Consider the following 19,261-nt stretch of genomic DNA (forward strand, 5'->3'; position numbering starts at 1 on the left):
GGAGCCCCCTGTGAACCTGCTTCGCACCGCGTCGTCCGAACGGTGGACCGCCGAAAACCGGCCGCCGGACCTGCCCGCCCACTCCGCTGGACGGTTCCGGCTGCGCGCCGACGGCACCAGCCGCTTCGACCGGCACTTCCACGACTTCGACGAGTTCTGGTTCGTCGCCGCAGGACACGGCACCCTCCTGGTCGGAGAGGAGACCATGGACGTCCAGCCCGGCGACATCGTCTTCACCGCCGCGGGCGTCACCCACGACGTCCTGGCCGTCACCAGCGACACCAACCTGGAGGTGTTCTGGCTGTCCTGGGCGCTCCCCGAGGGAGCCACCGGCGAGCACCTCCACCGCACGCCCGACGACGCCGTCAAACACCCCGTTCCCGGCCGGGCGGCGTGATGGACGACGACCTGCCCCGCGTCACCCAGCCCTTCCCGCGACGCCCCAAGTACGGCGACGCCGAGATCGCGGCAGTGACCGAACTCCTCACCACCGGATCGCTGTCGGAGATCGGGCGAGGCCCCGCCTCCGCGAGCCTGGAGGACGCCTTCCGCGAACTGACCGGCACCGCCCACGCGCTGTCGTTCAACTCCGGGACCGCCTCACTGCACGCCGCCCTGCACGCCGTCGGCGCACACCCCGACCACGGTGTCGCCATGTCGCCGATGACCTGGATCTCCGCGATCACCGCAGCGTTCCACGCGGGCAGCTTCCCCGTCTTCGCCGACCTCGCCCCGGGCTCCCCGAACCTGGACCCCGCCCAGATCGACGACGGAGCCTGCTCGGCGGCGCTGGTCACGCATGCCTGGGGCGTTCCCGCCGACATGGAGGGGTTCGCCGGCCTGGCCGTGCCGGTCGTCGAGGACTGCTCGCACGCCCACGGCGCGCTCTACCAGGGACGACCGGTCGGGTCATGGGGGGCGGTCGGCTGCTTCAGCCTCCAGGAGTCCAAAGCGGTCTCCGGCGGTGAGGGCGGCGTCCTGACCACCTCGGACCGGGCCGTCTACGAACGCGCTTTGACCGTCGGCCACCACCCGTTCCGGCTCGCCACCGAACTCACCGACCCCGACCTCACCCCCCTCGCCCACGCCGGAGCCTCCTACAAGTACCGGATCCCCGCTCTCTCCGCAGTGATCGCCCGCGAACAGCTCAAGACGCTCGCTGACCGGATGAAAGCCGCTGAGGCCAACCTCACCCACCTCATCGACGCCATCGAGGAGGAGGGCCTGCCCCTACGGCCAGTCGCGCTCCCTGACGGGTCGGTCCGCGGCTGGTACGGAGCGGCCTTCACCCTCTCGATACCGGTCACTGACCCGGCCGCTCTGTTCACCGCCTGCAAGCAGCGAGGCATCCCGGTCCGGGCGCTGTACCCCGACTGGCTGTCGGCGCCGCTGCTCCAGCAGCCCGCCCTGCTGGAGCGGTACTGGCCGCACCTGCGTGGCCGCTGGACCCCGCCCAACACCGACGACTTCCCCGTCTACCAGCGGTTCCGGCGGCAGACCCTCATCCTCAAGATCCCCGACGTCCCTGCCCGCGACTACATCGACCAGGTCGCCGCAGCTCTGACGATCACCCGCCAGTCCTTCTGACACGAATGGAGACCGTGATGGCCCCGATCACCGCCCGGGCGGCCGTACTGCACGAGCCCGGTAAGCCGATGACCATCGAACAGATCGAACTACGGGAACCCGGTCACGGGGAAGTCATCGTCAAGACCGCCAGCGTGGGGATCTGCGGTACCGACCTGCATTTCGCCCGCGGCCTGTTCCCCTTCCCCGTCCCGACCGTCCTCGGACACGAGGCCAGCGGTGTCGTCGAACACCGCGGGCCCGGCGTCACCAGGGTCCAGGTCGGTGACCGAGTTCTGGTCTGCGACCAGATCCCGTGCGGCCAGTGCGGATCCTGCCTGTCGGGGCGAATGGTCTACTGCACCGACACCGGCCGTAAGCAACGCCAACGGTCACGGCTCAGCCTGGACGGCGATCCCTTCCGCCAGTACCTCGGCGTCTCCGCCCTCGCCGAACGGATGCTCCTGGACGCCGCCGCGGTCATCCCCATCCCCGAACAGATCAGCTTCGAGGCGGGCGCGCTCCTGGGTTGCTGCCTGACCACCGGCGCGGCGACCATCTTCAACACCGCCGCCGCACGGCCCGGACAATCGGTCCTCGTGATGGGGTGCGGTGGCGTCGGCCTCGGCGCTGTCCAAGCCGCCAAGGCCACGGGTGCATCCTGCATCATCGCCGCCGACCCCGAAGCCCACCGCCGCCAGGCCGCCCTGTCCCTCGGCGCGACCGACATCATCGACCCCACCAGCGAGGATCTGCCCGCGGCGGTCGCTACGATCACCGGGCAGTTCGGTGTCGACGTCGCCGTCGAAGCGGTCGGTGACCCCGGCCTCGCCGAAGTCGCGTTTGCGGCTCTTGCTCCCGGAGGCCGCGCCGTCATCGTCGGGATGATGCCCTCAGACAGCGAGATCAAGGTCTCGGCTGGACTGCTCCGCCACGGCAGAAGCCTGGTCGGATCGGTGATGGGCGAAGTCCGCACCCTCCACGACATCCCCGCCTACGTGCGTATGGTCGTCGGCGGTCAGCTGACCGCCGACGAGCTGGCAACCCACCGATGGCCGCTCAGTGAGATCAACGACGCCCTCGACCACGCGTCCGCACGACGCGGTATCCGCACGATGATCGAATTCTGAGTCACGGCGACCGACCGAGGGCCGACCGGTGAATCAGGAACCAGCCGCGAACGCCTGCTGGACGTCCTCGCGCCGGTCGGTCCACAACAACAGAAGCCGCTCGCTGGGCTCCATCAGCGAGTCCGGGCCGTGATCGTCTCGGTAGTAGTGGAACTCGAATACCCAGTAGTCGGACATGCGCTTCCACCACAACCGATCCACCGCGTCCGCCAGGTCCTCCCGCGACAACGGCATCACCGTGCGATAGCCAGCGACAAATGCCGCGATCCGCTCCAGGTCCAGCAGCCCGTGCTCCCCGCCGAACTGAACTTGAGCGGTCCGTGCGACCTCCTCGCCGAGGGGCTTGATCGCGATTCTGTCCCAGTCGAGAACGGCGACGATCCGGCCGTCATGGTGGAGAACGTTCCGGAACTGGAGATCTCCGTGGGTCCAGCCGAACGGCCCCGGCGCTTCGCCGGCCGAGGGGGCGGAAACATGGTGTTTGTCGAGCAGAACCCTGCGTTCCTCGAGCAGCCTCCGCGCGAGACGGTCGAAGTCGCTCGGTCCGGGGATCTTGTCGATTGCGGCCATGAGCCGGTCGGCCTTCTCGATGGCCGTTCCCGGACTGGTCACCTTCGCGCGCGGCCGGGCGTCCGGCGCTGGCAGCGCAACCCTGGCCGTGTCGCTGAGAGCCTGATGGATCGTGGCGACCGTGGAGCCGAAGGCTGTGACCTCGTCCAAGGGAAGGGCCACTCCTTCGACGTGGGTGCCCTCTGCCCACGGGGATACGAGGTAGCTGCGCGGCCCGATCTGCAACACGGGCTCAGCTTCGTCGCGGGTGGTCACGGGCGCACACACCGGCAGGCCCGCCGCAGCCAAGGCACTCAGCACCGCCGCGCTTCGGCGCGCTGCCTCCACCGGGACGTCCTGCAGAAGCTTCAGCGCGTACGTTCCGGTCGCGGTGTCGACACGCCAATTCCGGTTCATCAGACCGGCGGCGAGGAACGACACCGCCTGGACCTCGCCCAGCCCGAACATCTCCTGCACACGCCTCAAGTCAGCGAGGTCTGGCCCGTTCTTCGACGCCTCACCGGTCGCTGCCACCCCATCCGTCGTCACACCCACGACCGTAGTGAGCGGGGGCGACTTCCGCATGCGCAACCGGCGGACAAGATGAACGGATCTCTCACGTCACGGGATAGTGATCATCGAGACCCGGTGAATCACATCGGCCCGCGAACCCGCCCGATCCGCAGTTCCGTCACACATTGGCCACCGCCCGCCGTGCAGTATGCGGACCTCGGCATCGCCACTCCCACGGTGACCTCCAGGATCAACGACTTCGCGACGCAGGCGCTCATCGAGGGAAGAAGTGTTCGGCGGCCGCCTCGCCTCACAACGCCGCAACCAGCTCGAAAAAAGGCCTCATCGGCTGAGACGTCAGCAGGGTCCGATGAGGCCTTTCGTGCTGGACGGTTTGTAGCGATGTGACCTTGGTCGGTCGGGATAGTTGCCGTCGGAGGCGTTCGAGTTCGTCGTACTGGGCGGCGATCGCCGAGATGGCCTGGGTCTTGAAGGCACGCAGCTGGGACAGCTCGGCGTCCTTCTCCTCCAGCCGCTCTTTGAGCCGCTCCACTGCCAGCTTGAGCCGGTCGATCTGAGCTTCCCGCGGGTCGGTGATCTGCCCTTCCGTCTGGAGTCGTTCCTTGCGTTCCTCGAACTCGATCTTGAGGTGCTCATACGTCGTATAGAGGGAGTTGCGTGAGATCCCGGCCTCAGCAGCCAGGGTCTTGATGTCGCACTTTCCGCCCGCCGGAAGGTCCCCGGAGAGCAACCGATCCATGGCTGCGCGGATCCTCGCCTCGATGAGTTGCCGCTGCTCGTCACTGAGTCTCATCGTTCGGTCCCTCCGCGGCGTCGATCAAGGTCAGGACCTTGAGGGTCCGCTCGTATTCGGGGCGCAGCCGCTTCTTCTCGCCGGCAGGAAATCTGGGGTTGCCCAGGAACACCTCGTAGGTGATGGCCCGGTCTTGCCAAGTTGGCCGGTGGCAGGGGTGATGGGTGGCTTGCGGGCACCGGCTGGAGTCACAGAGCCCGGCCAGCCGCTTGGACGCGCCGGTGGCCCCGGCCATCCGGAGACAGAGCGCCTGGGTGGGATCGCGAAACCAGCAGTAGTTCGCCACTCTGATGTGGAGGGTGCCTGCCATGGTGCGCAGCATGTTCTCGATTCTTCGCTCGGTGTCCATGACGACGGGCGCGGTCTGACTGATCTCCTTCAGCACGTTGTCGATGTGGCCGAAAGCCTCGACGAGGTGACGGGCGCCGGGCCCGGACGGCATGATGCCGTTGGTGTAGTCCCGGTAGATGCCGGCGGTCAGGCGTAGGTGGTGTTCTCCCTGTGCCTGTTCGACCTCGGCGAGGAACGCGGCCTGGGAACCGCCTGGACGATGGCAATACCCCTCGGTCGTGACCACAGAGACATGCTTTAGCGCCACCTTGGCGGCCAGGAGCCCACCTGGTCGGCGGGCGATCTCCTGGGCGAGTTTGCGGCGGAGCATCCTTGGGGTGCAGGGACCGTCGGGGATGGGTTCGAGACCGAACCGTTGACCGCCGGGACCGTTCACCCACGCGCGCAGGCGCCGGTAGAGCTCGGTATTCCAGGCTGGGAAGACGTGATTACCGCGAGCACGGGACGGCCGAGCCAGGGTGAAGCGTTCGGCGAGCGCTACCGCCCGGTCGGCCTCGGGGAGGACCACCCACTCGTCAGCGTCACCGCCGAACTCGCGGCCCTTGATGACGCGGCTGGCCAACCGGAAGCGCAGACCGCCGCCCACGGTTGGAACGGGGTCCCTCCGTGAGCCCACCACGATCTCGGCGAGCTCGCTGTTGCGCATGCCGGTGACCGCCGACGTCACCACGCGGTGGGGAGCGGCCCATCGAAGGTCCGGCTGCACCACAGGCTTCCGGCAGCGCAGGCGAACCGGATCATCGCCGGCAAGCTCGCCCCTTGCAGGTACTGGTAGATCAGAGCCGCGGAGAACGCCGACCCCACACCTGGTCGGCAGTGCGCCGTTGTGCGCGTTGATCACGGTCAAGCGGGCGGTGGCGAGCACCTCGGCAGGGACGATGGGCATGCCCGCCAGCGAGGACAACATCAGCTCTGCCGACGTATGGTCGCGGCGACCTGTTCCCACGTCGTGGCCGTGCTGCGAAAGATCGTGAGTAGCCGGGCACCGGCCCCCGCCCGGTGCTCCCGGCGGCGAACCGAGCCACCGCGGGCGACAGGTCCGCCTCTCGATACGTTCTTCACCCGTACTGCTGCCGCATGGAGCTGTCGTAGTCGGCGTGCGGTTCCAACCCGGCCTCAGCTCGGCGCTCGTCCAACCGTTCACGATCTTCGATCGGCCGCGGCTGGAGAACATCGTCGGGGGAGTGGTACTGGGTGCCGTACACCTGCGGCCGTCCCTCGTTGACGCGAACGCGGTCAACCAGGTACGCGAGGTTACGGGGTGCCGCTTGGCCCCGGGCTACGGCGTCCTGCAGGAGCGTCAGACACCGTTGCTGAAAGACCAGGTCGTGGTCGGCATGCTGCGCCAGGAGCCATGCTGCCTGCGCCCCTTCCTCTCCGACCAGGTCATGGCCTGGCCAGCCGTGCTCGTCGATCACCTGCTTGAGGTACGCGGTGTTGTCGGTGTCCACGCGCCTCCACTCCTCCATCAGGCCGTCGGACACAGGTCCGCTCTTGGGCAGACTCAGCCGCACCTGCTGGTCACATTGCATCCGTCGCAGCAGTTCGTCGCGTACACCGGCATCAGTCACGATGCGCATTCCCCCTCTATCTCGTTCCTTCGAGCGTTGCTCGTATACCCGCCCGCGTGAAGTACTGAGCGTCCGCCCCCCCAACATTGTTAAAATAACTCTGCTGTACTAATATTTACGCATCAAAGGGGACGCCCCTGTAAGATCATGAGATTGAGGACGGCAGACATGACCATGCAGACGACCGACAGCGGCCACTTCGACTTCTCCTTCGACGACACCGACGCGTACTTCACCATCAGCCCGACGCCAGGACAACAGAGCGTGTTCCTCGACCTCGGAGACTGGGGAGTGACCGTCAAGAAGGTACGGCTATCGCGGATCAAGATGCTGCTGCAGGGCCAGAAGCCGTCCCTGGGCTACCCCGACACCGCCTACCTCGGCCAGGGCTACGCCCTCACGATCGTCCCCGACGGCGGCGGCATGGCCTTGGACCTGAACAAGGTATACGTGGGCCACAGCGCTTCAGATGTACGGCTCGACCCCGTCGGCTGCGGCGTCACCATCCCCTCCCACGGCATCCCCTTGGTAATCGACGCCTTCGACGCCGCGCTCGCCGCCTCCCACTAACCCGCGTGCTGGAGCGCCCGCAGAGAACCTGCGAGCGCTCCAGCATGCCGCCCTCTACACTCCACCAGCCATGAGGAGAAGCCCATGCAGGACGTTCGCTGGGAACGCGCTGACGGCTCCGACGTGACCGTGTTCGACATCCTCGCGACCCACGCCTTCTTCGTCATCGGCGCCAGCCGCGAAACCCGCCAAGTCGTCCTCGACTTCGTCACCTGGCACGCCGCCCTATCCGAAGCCCAAGCCCGCCGGCTGCGCGAGCTGCTCCAGAAGCCCGACCAGCGCGGCACCGTCTACCTCGAAGCGGGCCACCGCCTCATCGTCGCCCCCAACCCCGCCAACGGCACCGTGGGCATCTCAATGAAGGGCGCGTTCCTGCCCGACCTGACGACGCCTCACCACAAGCAGCCCACCGTCATCCCCGCCGAGCACATGCCTCTCGTCGCCGACGCGCTCGACATCGCGCTCGCGGCCGCCTGCCCCCGGAACCCGCCCACGACCAACGGCGGCAGCTAGGAAAGAGCCGCTCCGCCGATGTCCTCGCCCAGCGGGACCAGGTGAACGGCGGGAACTCCGCTGGTGTCGCCGTCCAGGATGCGCATCCACGCATCGACGTTCGGCTCGAACATCAGCGGCAGCAGCCCAGCGCAGAACCTACGGCATCCGTCGCATCGGCCATCCTCGCGGGTGGCCGCCCACGCGCAACGCGGACCAGGCTCATCACCGGCGGGGCGGCGTACACACGCGCAACGCTCCTCCTCGGCGGCCGGAAGCCGACCAGGCGGCATATCGTCACTCACCTGCGCCAATGTATCCCCCTACGCCCGCAATGAGGCGGACATCCGATTCCCTGACCCGCTTCGCCGACCCCTTGGACGCCGGCGCCCTCGACTTGTCCACGGTCCGCTCGGCAGGCCCGCCGGGCTGCCCCACATCCGGTCCGTGGGAAGCTGAGGGACGCTGGCCCAGCGTGGATGCCTCGACAGCTCTCCGCTGGGCTAGCGCCTTCCCCCGGAAAGCGCAGATCGTTCTGCCGATTTCGTCGGGGACGTGGAGCACCATGGGACACGTCAAGGCGCCCGCCGCAGGCGGGATCCCCCAAGGAGAGCACCACCGTGATCATCATCACCGTGCCCCCAGTCCCCGAAGGGCTCAACACCGCGGCGTGCTGGCGCAAGACGATTCGTCACCTGAACTACGACCAGCGCGGCGGAGCCCAGGTGGCCGGCGAGTGGCTGCAAGCTGCGGACGTCGTCGAACTTCCCCCGGGCACGCTGGTCTTGGCCGTAGACAAGAAGACGCTCGGCTGGGACGTCGGCTACCGCAGCGGAGAGCGCTACGCGATCGAGGACGCCACCATCACCATCCACCTCGCCACGAACGAGGGCCTGACGACGCAGTGGTCACGCCACTACAAGCACGCTAAGAGCGCCTTCGGCCCCACCACGATAAAGCGCATCGCCGCGCTGCTGGAGGCCCACCCCGCCCCGTCCGCGGAGGTCGTCGTCGTCGAGGAGGCTCAGCGAGCCAACCACAAGCCAGGCGACTGCCGTTGGTGCGGTCTCCGCCTGCCGAAGGGCGCCGGCCACCTTGTCGGCCGCGGCGAAGCCGCCGAGGTTGAGCACTTCCGCCGGTGCCCCTCCCGGCCCGCCCGCAACGGGGACGTGTGCGCGTTGTGCGGCCGCACCGTCGTCGCCCGCCTCGGGTCCACCGAATCCGTCCTGGTCCGCGAAGACGAAGGCCGGTGGGAAATCCGCCACACCGCATCCACGCGGTGCACCACCACTCCGATGGAAACGTGGGAGGAGTACCAGGAACGCACCGAAGCCGAGCAGGCCACCGAACGCGCGCAGAAGCAGCGCCTCGAAGCCCAGCGCCGCAAGGCAGCCGACGCCCGCGCCACCAAGAAGGCCGCCGAGCAGGCCGCCTATGAGGCCGAGCAGGCACGCGTCGAAGGCCTGCAGACGATCTCCCGCGCAGAGCAGGAACTCTTCAGTAAGAACATCGGCCCCGGTGTCCGCGCGCGCCTGCTGGAATACAGCGACACCCTCCAAGACGACACCACCACCATCCGATGGGGTATCACCGTCGGCGGCACCGGCAACGGATGGAACGGCGAGGACTACGACCCCGGCCAGTCCACCCCGTACACACGCCTGGAAGACGCCCGCCACGCCTACCGCTCCCTGCAGTGGACCCCCGCCCCCAGACCCAACTCCAGACGTCACACCGACGGCGACTGCCCAGGGCCCGGCGTGCCGCACTGCGACGGCTGCGGCACCCGCTACGCCCCAGGTGGATGGATGATGGCCTCCACCGGAAGAGCCTGCCCCAACTGCTACGACGGCCTCGCCGACGACCACGGGCCGCACGCCCTGAAATACCACCAAGGATGGTGAACGACATGGGCCAGGCCGAGCCGCTCGCGCGGCATAGAGTCGCTCACCTGCGCCAATGTACGCCCTTGCGCCTCTGCGACGGACATCCGACTCCGGGGTCGCCCGAACGAGTGAGCACCGCCGCGCTCGAACATCGGGGGCATCTGTCGCGCCGGCTGTCGTCACCGGCGGCAGCCCCATATGCAGCGCGGTACCTGCGTCGCTACAGCTCTCGAGTGAACCAGTCCGCCGGGTAGAGACTCACGCGCAACGCCTGCTCCAGGCGGGCGAGCGTCGCCACATCGCAGTACACATCGCCCAGTAGGACTCTGCTGACCGTCCGCTGCCCCACACCGGCTGCGTCCGCGAGTTCCTGCTGGGACAGACCGCGTTCCGTCATCGCCGTCCTCACGCGGCGGGCAATCTCCTGCGCGTAGTGCGCGCCGGGCGGGGCGTCGGGCGCGAGATCAGCCATGGGCCACCCGCCGCCAGCACCGATGTACGCGTTCGGGACTTGGTCGTTCCTCACCGACCACCCCTCCCACCCGTGGTTGCGCCACCGTCCCGGTACGTCGGCTCATCATTTCACCCAACTTTCAGTCATATATGGCTGATCAGTGTAGGGTCCTGCTCAGCGGGCCGGGTGAACGCCTTTTGCGATGCAGAGAGCATGAGTTCTGATGCCGAGAACGAGCGGCCCGGCCCGCCCTCCACCTCGGCGAAGGGAGCGCGAACGTGCCACAGTTCTGGTGTGGCATCGACTGGTCTGAGACTCGGCACGACGTGGCAGTGATCGACCGCGAGGGCGTCGCGGTCGCCGAGGCGCAAATCATGGAGACGCCCGAAGGGCTCAAAGAACTTCTCCGCCTACTGTCCGGGCTCTCTACCTCCCACAGGCACTCCCGCAAGCAGGTACCCATCGCGATCGAGACCGGCCGTTCCCTCCTGGTCGCCGAGTTGCGCAAGGCCGGGTTGACGGTGATCGCCATCAACCCCACCATCGTCGCCCGCTACCGCGGCCGCGTGAGCCCGGCCAAGAAGCGCAAGAGCGACCGCAGCGACGCCCGGCTCCTGGCCAACATCATCCGCACCGACGGCCACCTCCACCGGGCGCTGCCGGCCAGCAGCGAGCAGGCCTTCGCCCTCACCGAATTGTCCCGCGCCCACCGTCACGCGGTACGCGAACAGCAGTATTACGTCCGCCGCCTGCGCAGCCAACTACGCGTCTTCTACCCCGCCGCAGTTCAGGCGTGGGCAGACCTGCCTAAGAAGATCCTGCGCGCTGAAGCACGCGCGCTGCTCCACCTCGCACCCACCCCGGCCAAGGCCGCGAAACTCACCCGCAGGCAGATCGCCGACACCTTGACGGCCGCCGGCCGCATCAGGCTCGTGAACCAGCAGGCCGATCGGCTCTACGAGGTGTTCCGGCAGCGGCAGCTACACCAGCCGCCAGCGGTGGAGGAGACCATGGGAACCGCGATGCTCGCAACCCTCGACTTCCTCGATCACGCCGACCGCTTGGTCCACGCCCTCGATGCCGAAGCCACCGAGGCGTTCCTGGCCCACCCTCAGGCCAAGATCTACCTGTCGTTCCCGGGCGTCGGCTCTGTGATGGGTTCTCGGCTGCTCGCCGAGATTGGAGACGACCCGAAACGGTTCGCCAGCCCGCGCGGTCTGAAGGCCTACGCGGGGGTTGCCCCGCTCACCTGGTCCAGCGGCGGCAGCCGCTCCGTCACTCATCGACGGGTCGCCAACAAGTTCCTGAAGGGGACCTGCCACCAGTGGGCGTTCTCCAGCCTGACCCGCTCCCCCGGGGCTCGGGCGCACTACGACCGGCGGCGCGAAGTCGGCGACCGCTGGTCCGCTGCACTCCGGAACCTGGCGGGGCGGCTGCTGAGCTGCCTGCACTACTGCCTTCAGAATGACGTCCTCTACTCCGAGGAGATCGCCTTTCCGCCTACGGTCGTGGACGGGTAGACCAGGGCAGCCGGGATGAAACCCTTCATCACCCCGGGCCTTGAGCCCTCCCTTCCAGAGCGGCGCCCGGCTGCCCCTCCCCTTTTCACTCCCGCCCGACTGTGGACGAGCAGACGGGCGGCCGGGAGGAACACCTTGGACCCCACCCCGAGCCAAGAGCTCTTACGCGGGAACGGTGCCCGGCCGCCTCTCTACCCGCCCACCATCCAAGGAGACTGGCATGACAAGCACCCACCTGGACATACACCCGCAGCTGACGAAGGACACCGCCGCCTGGCTGGGCCAGCGCGCCAGCACCATGAGGACCGGCTTCACCGATATGCAGGCCACGATCGAGCTGGGGCTGTGGCGTGATGCGCTAGCCATCGAGCTGAGCCGCATCCGGCTCACACTCGGCCAGGCCAGATGTCTCACCGATGTCCTGAACGGCCACTTGATGGCTCCCGGCCTCGGCTTCAAGGTCGGCCTGGTCTACGCCGACTGCCGCGACGCATTCGGCAGCGCTGGCGGCTACCCGCCCGGCTACTTCGGCACGAAGTGGGGCATCGACGAACAGGCCCTGCTCACCTACCTGGGCACGCAGTCCCCGGCCGCTGACCACGCGCTCCTGGATGCGATCACCCGCTGGTGGGACCTGGGCGTGGATGCCAGCGTGGAAGGCTTCGCCCAGGTTGGCCTGACCGTCGTACCCAATCCGTCGCAATAGAGGCGATTTCATGGGCGGGCGGACGCCCGACGGTGCACCGTCGGCCTCGACCGCTCGTCGCCCTCCATCAGCAGGCAGCCCCGACGAAGCAGGAGCTTTCCTCGTCTCGCTCCTCGGGCCACCCACGCCGCTAAACCGTCTCCTCGCCTGCCTTCGCCTTGCGGCGGGGAACGATGCGTTCAGGCGACCCCAGTCCCATGTCGTTGGCCGCCTTCTCCAACAGGTCACGCATCGGATCGCCGACCAACATCGGCGAGAAGATGGCGCCCGCCTGGATGAGGCTGACCGTCGCCCAGATGGCGTTCGCTGGGCCCGGCGTCACGGCCCGATCCGTCAGCTGGAACATGCCGTTCCCGATGGACTCGGCGTACCGGCCAGCGGTCGCCACACCGGCGTGGGTGTAGTCGGACAGGTGCCGGTAGACAACGTACATGCTGTTTCCCGGCCCTTCGTCGGGGCCGAACTTGGCCGCCAGCGTTTGGAAATGGGAGATCTCGCCCATGATGGACCGGTGCCGCTTGGCCTCCACGGGGTCGGCGGGCACGTGCGAAGCGGACAGCGGCTCCTCATCGGCGGGCAGCGGCCAGTTGGCGTTCTTCGCCTCTTCGAGGATCTTGCTATGCGCGAAGTGCTGGGCGCCTTCCAGCGCGGCCAGGCCGGGCTCGCCCACGTCGGCCAGCCAGGCCATTGCGTACGCGTGCTCGGTGATGTTGCGCGTCAACGCGATCACTTCCACGGAGAAGCCCGCATTGGTCGCCTGCCACAGCAGGCGGGCGCTGTGGTTGATGAACCGCCACCAGCCATACATCGTGGGAAAGATCGGCCAGTACGGCTCCAGCACCGGCGCCTCGCCAGCGGCGACGATCTGGTCGCCGGCGGCGAGCAGCTTCTCGCCGAAGTGCTTGGCGCGGCGGAAGACGGCCTGCGGTTGGTTCAGCGCGTACGTCACGTGCAACTCCTGTGAAAAGAAAGGGGGCGGCCCCGGTCCGCTCTGGAGGACCCCTCGCCAGCTGCGGCCGACGAGGCTGCGGCGCGACCGCAGTCTTCGTCGGCCTGGACAGCGTGCAGAAAGGGGGCGCCGTCTGGGGGCCGCGGAAGCCTTGACCGGCCTCCATGATCAACGGTACGGCAGCAGGCGCAGGCGTTGATAACGCGACATGTCCCACACTGTCAGACTGCGGCGCCGAGCTGGGCCTCGATGCGCTCACGCCAATCGGCGGCCGCCACGTCCAGCAGCGACAGGCAATGCCCGAACCGGAACGTCTCCCACCCGGCCGGTTCCAACTCCAGCAGCATGCCGCCGTCGGAGCGCCGGCGCAGCTCCTGCATGCCGAGCCGATGCTGCACAACGTCGGGCAGCTCGTCGAACAGCTCCTCGATCGTCATGTGCTCATATTCGGCGCGGACGCTGTCATCGAGCTCGTCCCACTCCGGCCCACCGCGCCAGCTCTGCGGCGTCAGGTCCGCATCTGCGGGGGGTCGCCATCCGGCCACCTCCGCGGACGGAAACCATGAGCCGGCCAGCGTGGACGACAGCACGACCGGCTCGTCGTCACGTTCACGGAGGAACGAGGCCACCTGTGCCCAGCCGCTCGGATCCCGACTGGGCCGCCCCTGCCGCGGGAGGGTCCACCGCAGCACGTCCTCGGCCAGCCCCGCGTCGATCAGACCGGCCAGCCATGCCCGGTTGCCACCCTCCACGAAGGCGTGCAGTTCCGACTGGGCATACACGCGGGCGGCCAGCCGGACGGCGTCGGAACCCAGCTGCAGCGCCGTGTTGAACGCCATCTCGAACGTGGACAGCGTGTGACCGTCGTACACAAGGAGCGGCCTGTCGTCGTAGCCAAAGCACGCCCGGTAGGCAGACGCCCAGCCCCGCGTCCCGTCATCACGAGCCAGGTAGTGATCCGGCGGCGTCAGCGACCGCAGCCGCTCAAGCAGCTCAGACCCGTCGGCAGTAAGCAGATCACCCGCGATCCGGCGGCACAGCCAGCCCAGGTGGACGTTCTCGCTGCCCATCAACTCGGCCCGCCCCGCGAGCGCAGTGAAGTAGATGCGGCTCACCGCTGGCACACCCACACCCTGATCATCACAACGCCCTCCGCCGATGCCGGCCGCCACTGGACGTACATGCGCACGTCAGCGCGGCTGCTCCTCCAGCACGGCCGCGCCGCGCGAGTCCTCCCACACCGGGTAGCCGCCCAGCCGATGCAGGATCGAGTACACCAGGCCGTGGGCAAGCCGGTCCACCGTGATGTCGCTGTTGGGCGTGGTCCGCTGCCCGATGACCGCACGGACGTACTCCTCGAGGTCGCCGCGTGAGCCGGGCCCGGTGTCCGACAGCAGCAGCCACACCGTTCTCGGCGGGTTGACCATCGGCGGGCCGCCGTCCACGCTGCCCGATCCTGCGAGGTCACGTACGTCCCGGCAGGGCCAGTCGTCGCCGTCGTGCGCACATTCGATGTACTCGCGGTCGTCGCCGTCCACGTTCGTCAGCACCACACGATGCGGCTGATGCCTAGCCAGGATGCGCCGCAGCGCTGCGGCCTCGGCCAGCACCCGTGCCGGGTGGTGACGCGCCACGTGCGCGGGCCCGCTCATGTCGCAGCCGAGCCAGTCCTTCGGGCGGCCCGGGTTGACCACGTACGTCCACTCCGCCACCCGGCAGCCGGGTGGCGCGTGCCCGCCGCCGTGCGCCGTTGAGGCCACGAACAGCTCCTGGTGGTCCGTGCCGAGCACCCACTCGCCGCTGCCGGCGGCGGCTGCGGCCCGCTCATCGTCGTCCAGGCGCCGCAGCAGACGCTCCACCTCATCCGGCTCCGTGCTCATGATGGCCGCGCCACTTCGTACACCTCGGCAACGCGGTCGCCGTGCATCTCCACCTCTCCCGTCGCCTTGGCCACCGCCGCGGCGAACACCGCCTCAAGCTCGGTGCCAGACATGTGAAGCATCACCGGCACCCCAGCAGAGGGCACCTTCGCGCGAGGGATCAGCCGCCCCTCCCACGTCGGCGGCATCAACCCGGTCGGCAGATCGCGAGCTGCGCGGATCACGACCCACTTCGTCTTCCCAGGGATCGCCCGATAGGTGAACCCGAACGCCACCAGCCACGCGGTGGTCGAATCCAACCGGTCGAGCATAGGCGGACGCTCGTCCGCCTCCAGCGCGTTCGCCTGGTAGGTGACGACGACGAAGGGTTCGCCGAGCTCGCGCTCCAACTGGCGACGTACGTCACTGATTGACCGCTCAAGAAGCCCGGCCCGGACCACCACATAGGAGTACCGATCCGGTCTCGTGCCCGCCGGCACGTGCCGGGCGGCCATGTCGAGCAGCGCCAACCCAACCCCCTCACCGCGGCGGCCCGGTCTGCGGGCGCGCCGCCTTGTCTTCCCAGTCCGGCAGCCCCCGCGGCCGGACGCCCGGGCGAGCGGCGCGCCGCTCGCCCGTCACGCCCCATCAGGCAGCGGCAACTCCCTCAGGCGGCAGATGGCGCCGGCCAGTGACGATGTCGCGGCCGTCCGCCAGGCGAGCGTGGAAGGACACCCACAAGCGAGTGTGCCGTTCCACCTCCTGGCCGGGGCCAAGCTGCATGGGGCCGCCATAGGCCGCCCACACGTCTTCGACAGCGTGCCGCCACGACGGGCACGCCGACGTCCGTGCGTCGGACGCCCAGTGCTCTGCCACCCGTCCCGTCACGGCGTACGTCCCGGGCCGCGCCACACAGCCGCCCCTTCGACGCGGGCGGCCAACACGGCCCGCGTCGCCGCGGCTTCGGCGCGATCCGCGGCCGCCTCCGCACGCCGCACCGCCACATCCACCGTCAACCACGGGTCTCGCCGCGAACGCTTTATCCGTCGGCATACGATCACCCACACGACAGCAAGCAGCAGCGCCACCAGATGATCAGCCATCACGTTCCGGCGCCGGCCGCTTGAGCGCCGCGAGCTGATCCGCGTCGCGAGCCGCATGGAGCTTCCGCCCGCCGATCATCCACAGCGACCCGACGCTTCCCCCGTCGGCCACCACCTGGCGGGCGGCGGCCTCCCGGTAGCCGTCGTGGCGCACCAGGTGGTCGACGAGCTCGTCGGCATTGGCGAACACCGGCGTCACCGGGGCCGGATCGCCGGCCGTGTTCCACAGCTGCCATCCCTCACCGGAAGGCGGGGGAGTGGGCTCCCACGCGCCGGCCTGGTCCCGCTGTCCCGGGTATGCCTCGATCTGAGCCCTGCCGCCGCAGCGGTTGCAGACACCCCACACGTCCGGGTCCAGCCCGGCCGCTGCCACGATCGCACGGCTGGCCTTCATCACGTCGAGGTCGTCATGATCGCCATCTCGCGGTGGCCTGCCTGCCAAGCCAGCGGTCAGCTCCTCGATACCGTCGTCAGGTCGCTCGCTGGGCCGTTCCATCAGCGAGGCAACGAATGGGTGCATGGCCGCCGACCTTCCGCGTGCGCGCTTGCGCACGGCGGCCGCCGGCGTCTCATCCGGCAGCATCAGCAGCAGGAAGGCCAGCGCGTCCACCCATTCCCGGGCTGCCGTGTATCCCCGGCGGCAGGCTGGGCAGGGCAGCAGCCGCAGTTCCTCTGGCAGCATGTATCCGTTCCACACCTTGCCGAGCGCCGCGTCGAAGTTGAGCGGCACCCGGCGCACCTCGACACTCATCGTGGCTCCCGACGTGACGAGCCACCGACGCCGGAGCGGCCTGGCCGACGTCGGGCAGCGCAGCGTACGCAGACGATCCGTTCACCGATCACGGCGCCTCCCCGGCCTGCCGGTCGATCGCAGCGGTGACCGCCTTGGCCAGGTCAGGCACCCATTCGGCGTGCTCACTCTCGGGACTCACGCCGTTGAGACCGTAGTCGCAGAACGGGAAGTCGCGGATGGCCTGCTCGGCGGCGGCTTGCGGGTTCTTCACGACACCGCCAGCGGCTGGGAGGCGCTCCTGCAGGCGAGGCACCGGTCTCCCGACTCGTCGCAGAACACCCCGATCTTGCTGGGGAACTCACCGGGCGCAAGCGTGTATGGCCGGTCCCGCCCGGTTTCCACCTCGCGCAGGAAGACGGTCATCAGGCGGTCGATCATCGTTTGAGAGTGCGAGCGGCCCGCTGGGGCGGAGTCGTTCAAGGGCATCTGCCTTTGGGAGGAGGGAACGGAGTAGAACACAAAGTGGAGTTAACGTCGCCTCGCACCCAGTACAAGGCGACGTTCACTGCTGGGCCGTCAGGTCCAGGCCGTCACGGACCAGCTCAGCCGCCACGCTGGCGGCGATGGAAGCCGCCGCCTCGGCGGTCAGGCCGCCGTGGGCATGGTGGGCAAGCAGCCGCTCGGCGATCCGCAGGTACAGCAGGTCCTCGCCCGCTAGACCGTCGCCGGTCTTCTCCAGCCACGCGCGGCCCAGCCGAATCGGCGCCGCGCCCGGATACTCGGCCCGCTGCCCTTCGCGCCCCCGCGTGAGCAGGAGCACCGCCCACCAGTCGCAGCCCGCAAGGAGCCGCCAGTGCGTACGGCGCCGCATATCGGAACGGGCGAGAACGGTGGCCAGCTTGGCGAGCTCTCGCATCGGCGTCCTACGCCACCGCATCACGGCCGCCCTGTGGGATATGTCGGTGATCCGCACCTCGGTCTCTTCTTGGCGAGCGGCAAGCACCGCGCGGATGCACGCCCTCTCGATGTCGGCGAGGAGACGCCGCACGTAGCGCTTCCCTGCGGGGGTGATCGGGACGACGGTCTTGATCCCTGTAACCCCGTCGAGGCCGGTCCACTCGTCATCCTCGGGGTGAATCCGAATGTGCACCTGGACATGCGCGGCACGGCCCTGGTCGCAGAACGCGATATTCGCACCGGGCCTGTCGCCACGCCCAGAGTTGGCGGACGACTCGGTGAAGGCGCTTCATGCATGGGTCCTTTCTTCATATTCAGAATTGGCCAGGCGGACGCGCCGCCGCCCACGCCACCTGCCGCCACGCGTGCAGTGCGGCGGCCAGGGCGACGTACTCGGCGATCTCGGCGGCGTCGGCCAGCCCCTTCAAGATCGCGACTTCGAGGTCACCGATGCGCTGCATCAGGGCCACCGCCCGGGCTGTCGGGCGAGCCCGACGCGCTTCGGCGAACAGCACCTCCAAGGCGGCGGCTCCGATCACGTGGGAGCCGCTCGGCCGTGGCTGCTTCATGCCGCTCATCCCCAGGCGTAGAAGTCGTCGACGGAGGGGGAGTAGTCGGCCTCGTGCAGCCTCGTAGACGTCTGCGAGCACGTCACCAGCGCGGCGACGTGGCCCATGGCCACGACGCTGTCGCACGGGTCCCGGTCCTCGACCGGAGTCTGAAGCGTGTTTGACCACGTCAGGCGGATCCCGCACACGCACCACGTCCACCCGACGAAGTACAGCGGGTCAACGGCCAGGTCGACCTCGGGCAGTTCCGGGAGGCGGTCGAACACCTCCCGGAATCTGTTTACGGGACGCCTCACACTGATCCCGCGCGCTCGTCCAACCGCCCCGCCGCAATGTCGGCGAAGGGGCGGAACGTGTCGTCGGTCTGCGCCCGTTGGATGACCTGCGCCAGACGCCGCACCGCCTTGCGCGGAGTTTTATACGGCAGGCCGAGCAGGTGCGCGTTGATGCGGTGCGCCGCCTTGGCGCACATCTTGCGCTCCCACTCGATCTGCTCGGTATCGCGAGGCGTGCGGACGCGGACGGACGGGATAGCGACCAGGTCGGCGTGCATCAGGTGGCGCTCGGCAACCGTGTCGTACAGGCGGACAGCCCCAGCAAATGCGGTGCCCGCCTGCTCCCAATCAGGGCTGTGCTCCAAGTAGATGGCCAACGTCTCGCGGTCGGCGTCGAACGGAACGAACGACTTCGTGCTCACAGCGATCTCCTACGGTCGGGCGGGAGAGAGGGAGGCAACGGGCACCCCCCTGAATTACGTTATCAATAGTACAGGATCATTAATTAAGAGTCGAGGTGGCCATGAGATGCCACGGGGGCGTCCGAGATCGGCGCCTTACCCCCACGGACACTCCGACGCGTCACCTGCCTGGCCACCCCACACGGAAGGTGGTCGGGCAGCAGGGATCGCGGCCTACCGATCGCCCTTCATCAGCCAATCCATTAGAAGAGTCGCCAGGCTGATGAGAGCTG

Annotated in this window: 25 protein-coding genes; 8 read left to right on the forward strand and 17 right to left on the reverse strand. The window is 68.5% G+C overall.

The window, feature by feature from the left end:
* Nucleotides 1–10: 10 nt before the first annotated feature.
* The 3 genes from AB0F17_RS62270 to AB0F17_RS62280 are packed head-to-tail and all read left to right on the forward strand — an operon-like array spanning nt 11 to nt 2,696.
* A complete protein-coding gene (locus AB0F17_RS62270; RefSeq protein WP_358045718.1) occupies nt 11–397 on the forward strand; it encodes a cupin domain-containing protein in 387 nt (128 codons plus the stop codon).
* The gene (locus AB0F17_RS62275) at nt 397–1,587 is read left to right on the forward strand and encodes a DegT/DnrJ/EryC1/StrS family aminotransferase (protein ID WP_358045721.1); all 1,191 of its coding nucleotides are present in this window, start codon (nt 397–399) and stop codon (nt 1,585–1,587) included. The genes AB0F17_RS62270 and AB0F17_RS62275 overlap by 1 nt, the downstream gene beginning before the upstream one ends.
* Nucleotides 1,588–1,604: 17 nt before the next feature.
* Complete coding sequence (locus AB0F17_RS62280) at nt 1,605–2,696, forward strand: zinc-binding dehydrogenase (RefSeq protein WP_358045724.1); 1,092 nt, start codon at nt 1,605–1,607, stop codon at nt 2,694–2,696.
* A gap of 33 nt (nt 2,697–2,729) precedes the next feature.
* Here the strand turns inward: AB0F17_RS62280 and AB0F17_RS62285 are convergent, their stop codons facing one another.
* From AB0F17_RS62285 to AB0F17_RS62300, 4 genes are all read right to left on the reverse strand, one after another.
* Nucleotides 2,730–3,794, reverse strand: a complete 1,065-nt coding sequence (locus AB0F17_RS62285; protein ID WP_358045727.1) for a phosphotransferase — start codon at nt 3,792–3,794, stop codon at nt 2,730–2,732.
* A 274-nt stretch (nt 3,795–4,068) separates the two neighbouring features.
* Nucleotides 4,069–4,572: a hypothetical protein gene (locus AB0F17_RS62290; protein WP_358045730.1), complete on the reverse strand. Its 504-nt coding sequence runs from the start codon at nt 4,570–4,572 to the stop codon at nt 4,069–4,071.
* Nucleotides 4,559–5,809, reverse strand: coding sequence for a hypothetical protein (locus AB0F17_RS62295; RefSeq protein WP_358045733.1), 1,251 nt, complete (start codon nt 5,807–5,809; stop codon nt 4,559–4,561). The genes AB0F17_RS62290 and AB0F17_RS62295 overlap by 14 nt, the downstream gene beginning before the upstream one ends.
* Nucleotides 5,810–5,981: 172 nt before the next feature.
* A complete protein-coding gene (locus AB0F17_RS62300) occupies nt 5,982–6,503 on the reverse strand; it encodes a DUF6624 domain-containing protein (RefSeq protein ID WP_358045736.1) in 522 nt (173 codons plus the stop codon).
* 159 nt (nt 6,504–6,662) lie between these two features.
* Between AB0F17_RS62300 and AB0F17_RS62305 the strand changes: the two genes are divergently transcribed.
* Nucleotides 6,663–7,064 (forward strand): hypothetical protein, encoded by a 402-nt coding sequence (locus AB0F17_RS62305; protein WP_358045739.1) that lies wholly within the window; start codon nt 6,663–6,665, stop codon nt 7,062–7,064.
* A gap of 84 nt (nt 7,065–7,148) precedes the next feature.
* Entirely contained in the window at nt 7,149–7,577 is a 429-nt protein-coding gene (locus AB0F17_RS62310; RefSeq protein WP_358045742.1) for a hypothetical protein, read from the forward strand.
* Here the strand turns inward: AB0F17_RS62310 and AB0F17_RS62315 are convergent.
* Entirely contained in the window at nt 7,574–7,861 is a 288-nt protein-coding gene (locus AB0F17_RS62315) for a hypothetical protein (protein WP_358045745.1), read from the reverse strand. The genes AB0F17_RS62310 and AB0F17_RS62315 overlap by 4 nt on opposite strands.
* 315 nt (nt 7,862–8,176) lie before the next feature.
* Between AB0F17_RS62315 and AB0F17_RS62320 the strand changes: the two genes are divergently transcribed.
* Nucleotides 8,177–9,460, forward strand: a complete 1,284-nt coding sequence (locus AB0F17_RS62320; RefSeq protein WP_358045748.1) for a hypothetical protein — start codon at nt 8,177–8,179, stop codon at nt 9,458–9,460.
* 202 nt (nt 9,461–9,662) lie between these two features.
* Here AB0F17_RS62320 and AB0F17_RS62325 read toward each other — a convergent pair whose 3' ends face one another.
* The gene (locus tag AB0F17_RS62325; protein ID WP_358045751.1) at nt 9,663–9,914 is read right to left on the reverse strand and encodes a helix-turn-helix transcriptional regulator; all 252 of its coding nucleotides are present in this window, start codon (nt 9,912–9,914) and stop codon (nt 9,663–9,665) included.
* 260 nt (nt 9,915–10,174) lie between these two features.
* Between AB0F17_RS62325 and AB0F17_RS62330 the strand changes: the two genes are divergently transcribed.
* Entirely contained in the window at nt 10,175–11,416 is a 1,242-nt protein-coding gene (locus AB0F17_RS62330) for an IS110 family transposase (protein WP_358045753.1), read from the forward strand.
* 220 nt (nt 11,417–11,636) lie between these two features.
* Nucleotides 11,637–12,122, forward strand: a complete 486-nt coding sequence (locus AB0F17_RS62335) for a hypothetical protein (protein WP_358045756.1) — start codon at nt 11,637–11,639, stop codon at nt 12,120–12,122.
* Between the two features lie 130 nt (nt 12,123–12,252).
* Here the strand turns inward: AB0F17_RS62335 and AB0F17_RS62340 are convergent, their stop codons facing one another.
* From AB0F17_RS62340 to AB0F17_RS62390, 11 genes are all read right to left on the reverse strand, one after another.
* On the reverse strand, nt 12,253–13,071 hold the full coding sequence (locus tag AB0F17_RS62340; RefSeq protein WP_358045759.1) for a DUF5677 domain-containing protein: 819 nt from the start codon (nt 13,069–13,071) through the stop codon (nt 12,253–12,255).
* A 221-nt stretch (nt 13,072–13,292) separates the two neighbouring features.
* The gene (locus AB0F17_RS62345) at nt 13,293–14,195 is read right to left on the reverse strand and encodes a hypothetical protein (RefSeq protein ID WP_358045762.1); all 903 of its coding nucleotides are present in this window, start codon (nt 14,193–14,195) and stop codon (nt 13,293–13,295) included.
* Between the two features lie 66 nt (nt 14,196–14,261).
* Entirely contained in the window at nt 14,262–14,951 is a 690-nt protein-coding gene (locus AB0F17_RS62350) for a DUF6221 family protein (RefSeq protein ID WP_358045765.1), read from the reverse strand.
* The gene (locus AB0F17_RS62355) at nt 14,948–15,460 is read right to left on the reverse strand and encodes a hypothetical protein (RefSeq protein ID WP_358045767.1); all 513 of its coding nucleotides are present in this window, start codon (nt 15,458–15,460) and stop codon (nt 14,948–14,950) included. The genes AB0F17_RS62350 and AB0F17_RS62355 overlap by 4 nt, the downstream gene beginning before the upstream one ends.
* 565 nt (nt 15,461–16,025) lie before the next feature.
* The gene (locus AB0F17_RS62360) at nt 16,026–16,784 is read right to left on the reverse strand and encodes a hypothetical protein (RefSeq protein WP_358045769.1); all 759 of its coding nucleotides are present in this window, start codon (nt 16,782–16,784) and stop codon (nt 16,026–16,028) included.
* 88 nt (nt 16,785–16,872) lie between these two features.
* Nucleotides 16,873–17,037, reverse strand: a complete 165-nt coding sequence (locus AB0F17_RS62365) for a hypothetical protein (protein WP_358045772.1) — start codon at nt 17,035–17,037, stop codon at nt 16,873–16,875.
* Nucleotides 17,034–17,204 carry a hypothetical protein gene (locus AB0F17_RS62370; protein WP_358045774.1) on the reverse strand — a complete coding sequence of 57 codons (171 nt, stop codon included), beginning with the start codon at nt 17,202–17,204 and terminating at the stop codon, nt 17,034–17,036. Before AB0F17_RS62370 ends, AB0F17_RS62365 begins: the two co-directional genes overlap by 4 nt.
* Nucleotides 17,205–17,328: 124 nt before the next feature.
* Nucleotides 17,329–17,916: a hypothetical protein gene (locus AB0F17_RS62375; protein ID WP_358045777.1), complete on the reverse strand. Its 588-nt coding sequence runs from the start codon at nt 17,914–17,916 to the stop codon at nt 17,329–17,331.
* A gap of 121 nt (nt 17,917–18,037) precedes the next feature.
* Nucleotides 18,038–18,292: a hypothetical protein gene (locus AB0F17_RS62380; protein WP_358045780.1), complete on the reverse strand. Its 255-nt coding sequence runs from the start codon at nt 18,290–18,292 to the stop codon at nt 18,038–18,040.
* Nucleotides 18,293–18,297: 5 nt separating this feature from the next.
* Nucleotides 18,298–18,558 (reverse strand): hypothetical protein, encoded by a 261-nt coding sequence (locus AB0F17_RS62385; protein WP_358045783.1) that lies wholly within the window; start codon nt 18,556–18,558, stop codon nt 18,298–18,300.
* A 26-nt stretch (nt 18,559–18,584) separates the two neighbouring features.
* The gene (locus AB0F17_RS62390) at nt 18,585–18,989 is read right to left on the reverse strand and encodes a hypothetical protein (RefSeq protein WP_358045786.1); all 405 of its coding nucleotides are present in this window, start codon (nt 18,987–18,989) and stop codon (nt 18,585–18,587) included.
* Nucleotides 18,990–19,261: the final 272 nt, after the last annotated feature.

This window comes from Nonomuraea sp. NPDC026600 (genome assembly GCF_040638335.1).
In the GTDB taxonomy this organism is placed as follows: Bacteria; Actinomycetota; Actinomycetes; order Streptosporangiales; family Streptosporangiaceae; genus Nonomuraea.

What these genes read in the sequence shown, in the direction of transcription:
- AB0F17_RS62380 (WP_358045780.1), bottom strand. Translation starts at nt 18,292, where the DNA reads ATGAAGCAGCCACGGCCGAGCGGCTCCCACGTGATCGGAGCCGCCGCC.
- AB0F17_RS62305 (WP_358045739.1), top strand. Translation starts at nt 6,663, where the DNA reads ATGACCATGCAGACGACCGACAGCGGCCACTTCGACTTCTCCTTCGAC.
- AB0F17_RS62360 (WP_358045769.1), bottom strand. Translation starts at nt 16,784, where the DNA reads ATGAGTGTCGAGGTGCGCCGGGTGCCGCTCAACTTCGACGCGGCGCTC.
- AB0F17_RS62280 (WP_358045724.1), top strand. Translation starts at nt 1,605, where the DNA reads ATGGCCCCGATCACCGCCCGGGCGGCCGTACTGCACGAGCCCGGTAAG.
- AB0F17_RS62275 (WP_358045721.1), top strand. Translation starts at nt 397, where the DNA reads ATGGACGACGACCTGCCCCGCGTCACCCAGCCCTTCCCGCGACGCCCC.
- AB0F17_RS62350 (WP_358045765.1), bottom strand. Translation starts at nt 14,951, where the DNA reads ATGAGCACGGAGCCGGATGAGGTGGAGCGTCTGCTGCGGCGCCTGGAC.
- AB0F17_RS62290 (WP_358045730.1), bottom strand. Translation starts at nt 4,572, where the DNA reads ATGAGACTCAGTGACGAGCAGCGGCAACTCATCGAGGCGAGGATCCGC.
- AB0F17_RS62295 (WP_358045733.1), bottom strand. Translation starts at nt 5,809, where the DNA reads ATGCCCATCGTCCCTGCCGAGGTGCTCGCCACCGCCCGCTTGACCGTG.
- AB0F17_RS62335 (WP_358045756.1), top strand. Translation starts at nt 11,637, where the DNA reads ATGACAAGCACCCACCTGGACATACACCCGCAGCTGACGAAGGACACC.
- AB0F17_RS62370 (WP_358045774.1), bottom strand. Translation starts at nt 17,204, where the DNA reads ATGATCGACCGCCTGATGACCGTCTTCCTGCGCGAGGTGGAAACCGGG.
- AB0F17_RS62310 (WP_358045742.1), top strand. Translation starts at nt 7,149, where the DNA reads ATGCAGGACGTTCGCTGGGAACGCGCTGACGGCTCCGACGTGACCGTG.
- AB0F17_RS62325 (WP_358045751.1), bottom strand. Translation starts at nt 9,914, where the DNA reads ATGGCTGATCTCGCGCCCGACGCCCCGCCCGGCGCGCACTACGCGCAG.
- AB0F17_RS62300 (WP_358045736.1), bottom strand. Translation starts at nt 6,503, where the DNA reads ATGCGCATCGTGACTGATGCCGGTGTACGCGACGAACTGCTGCGACGG.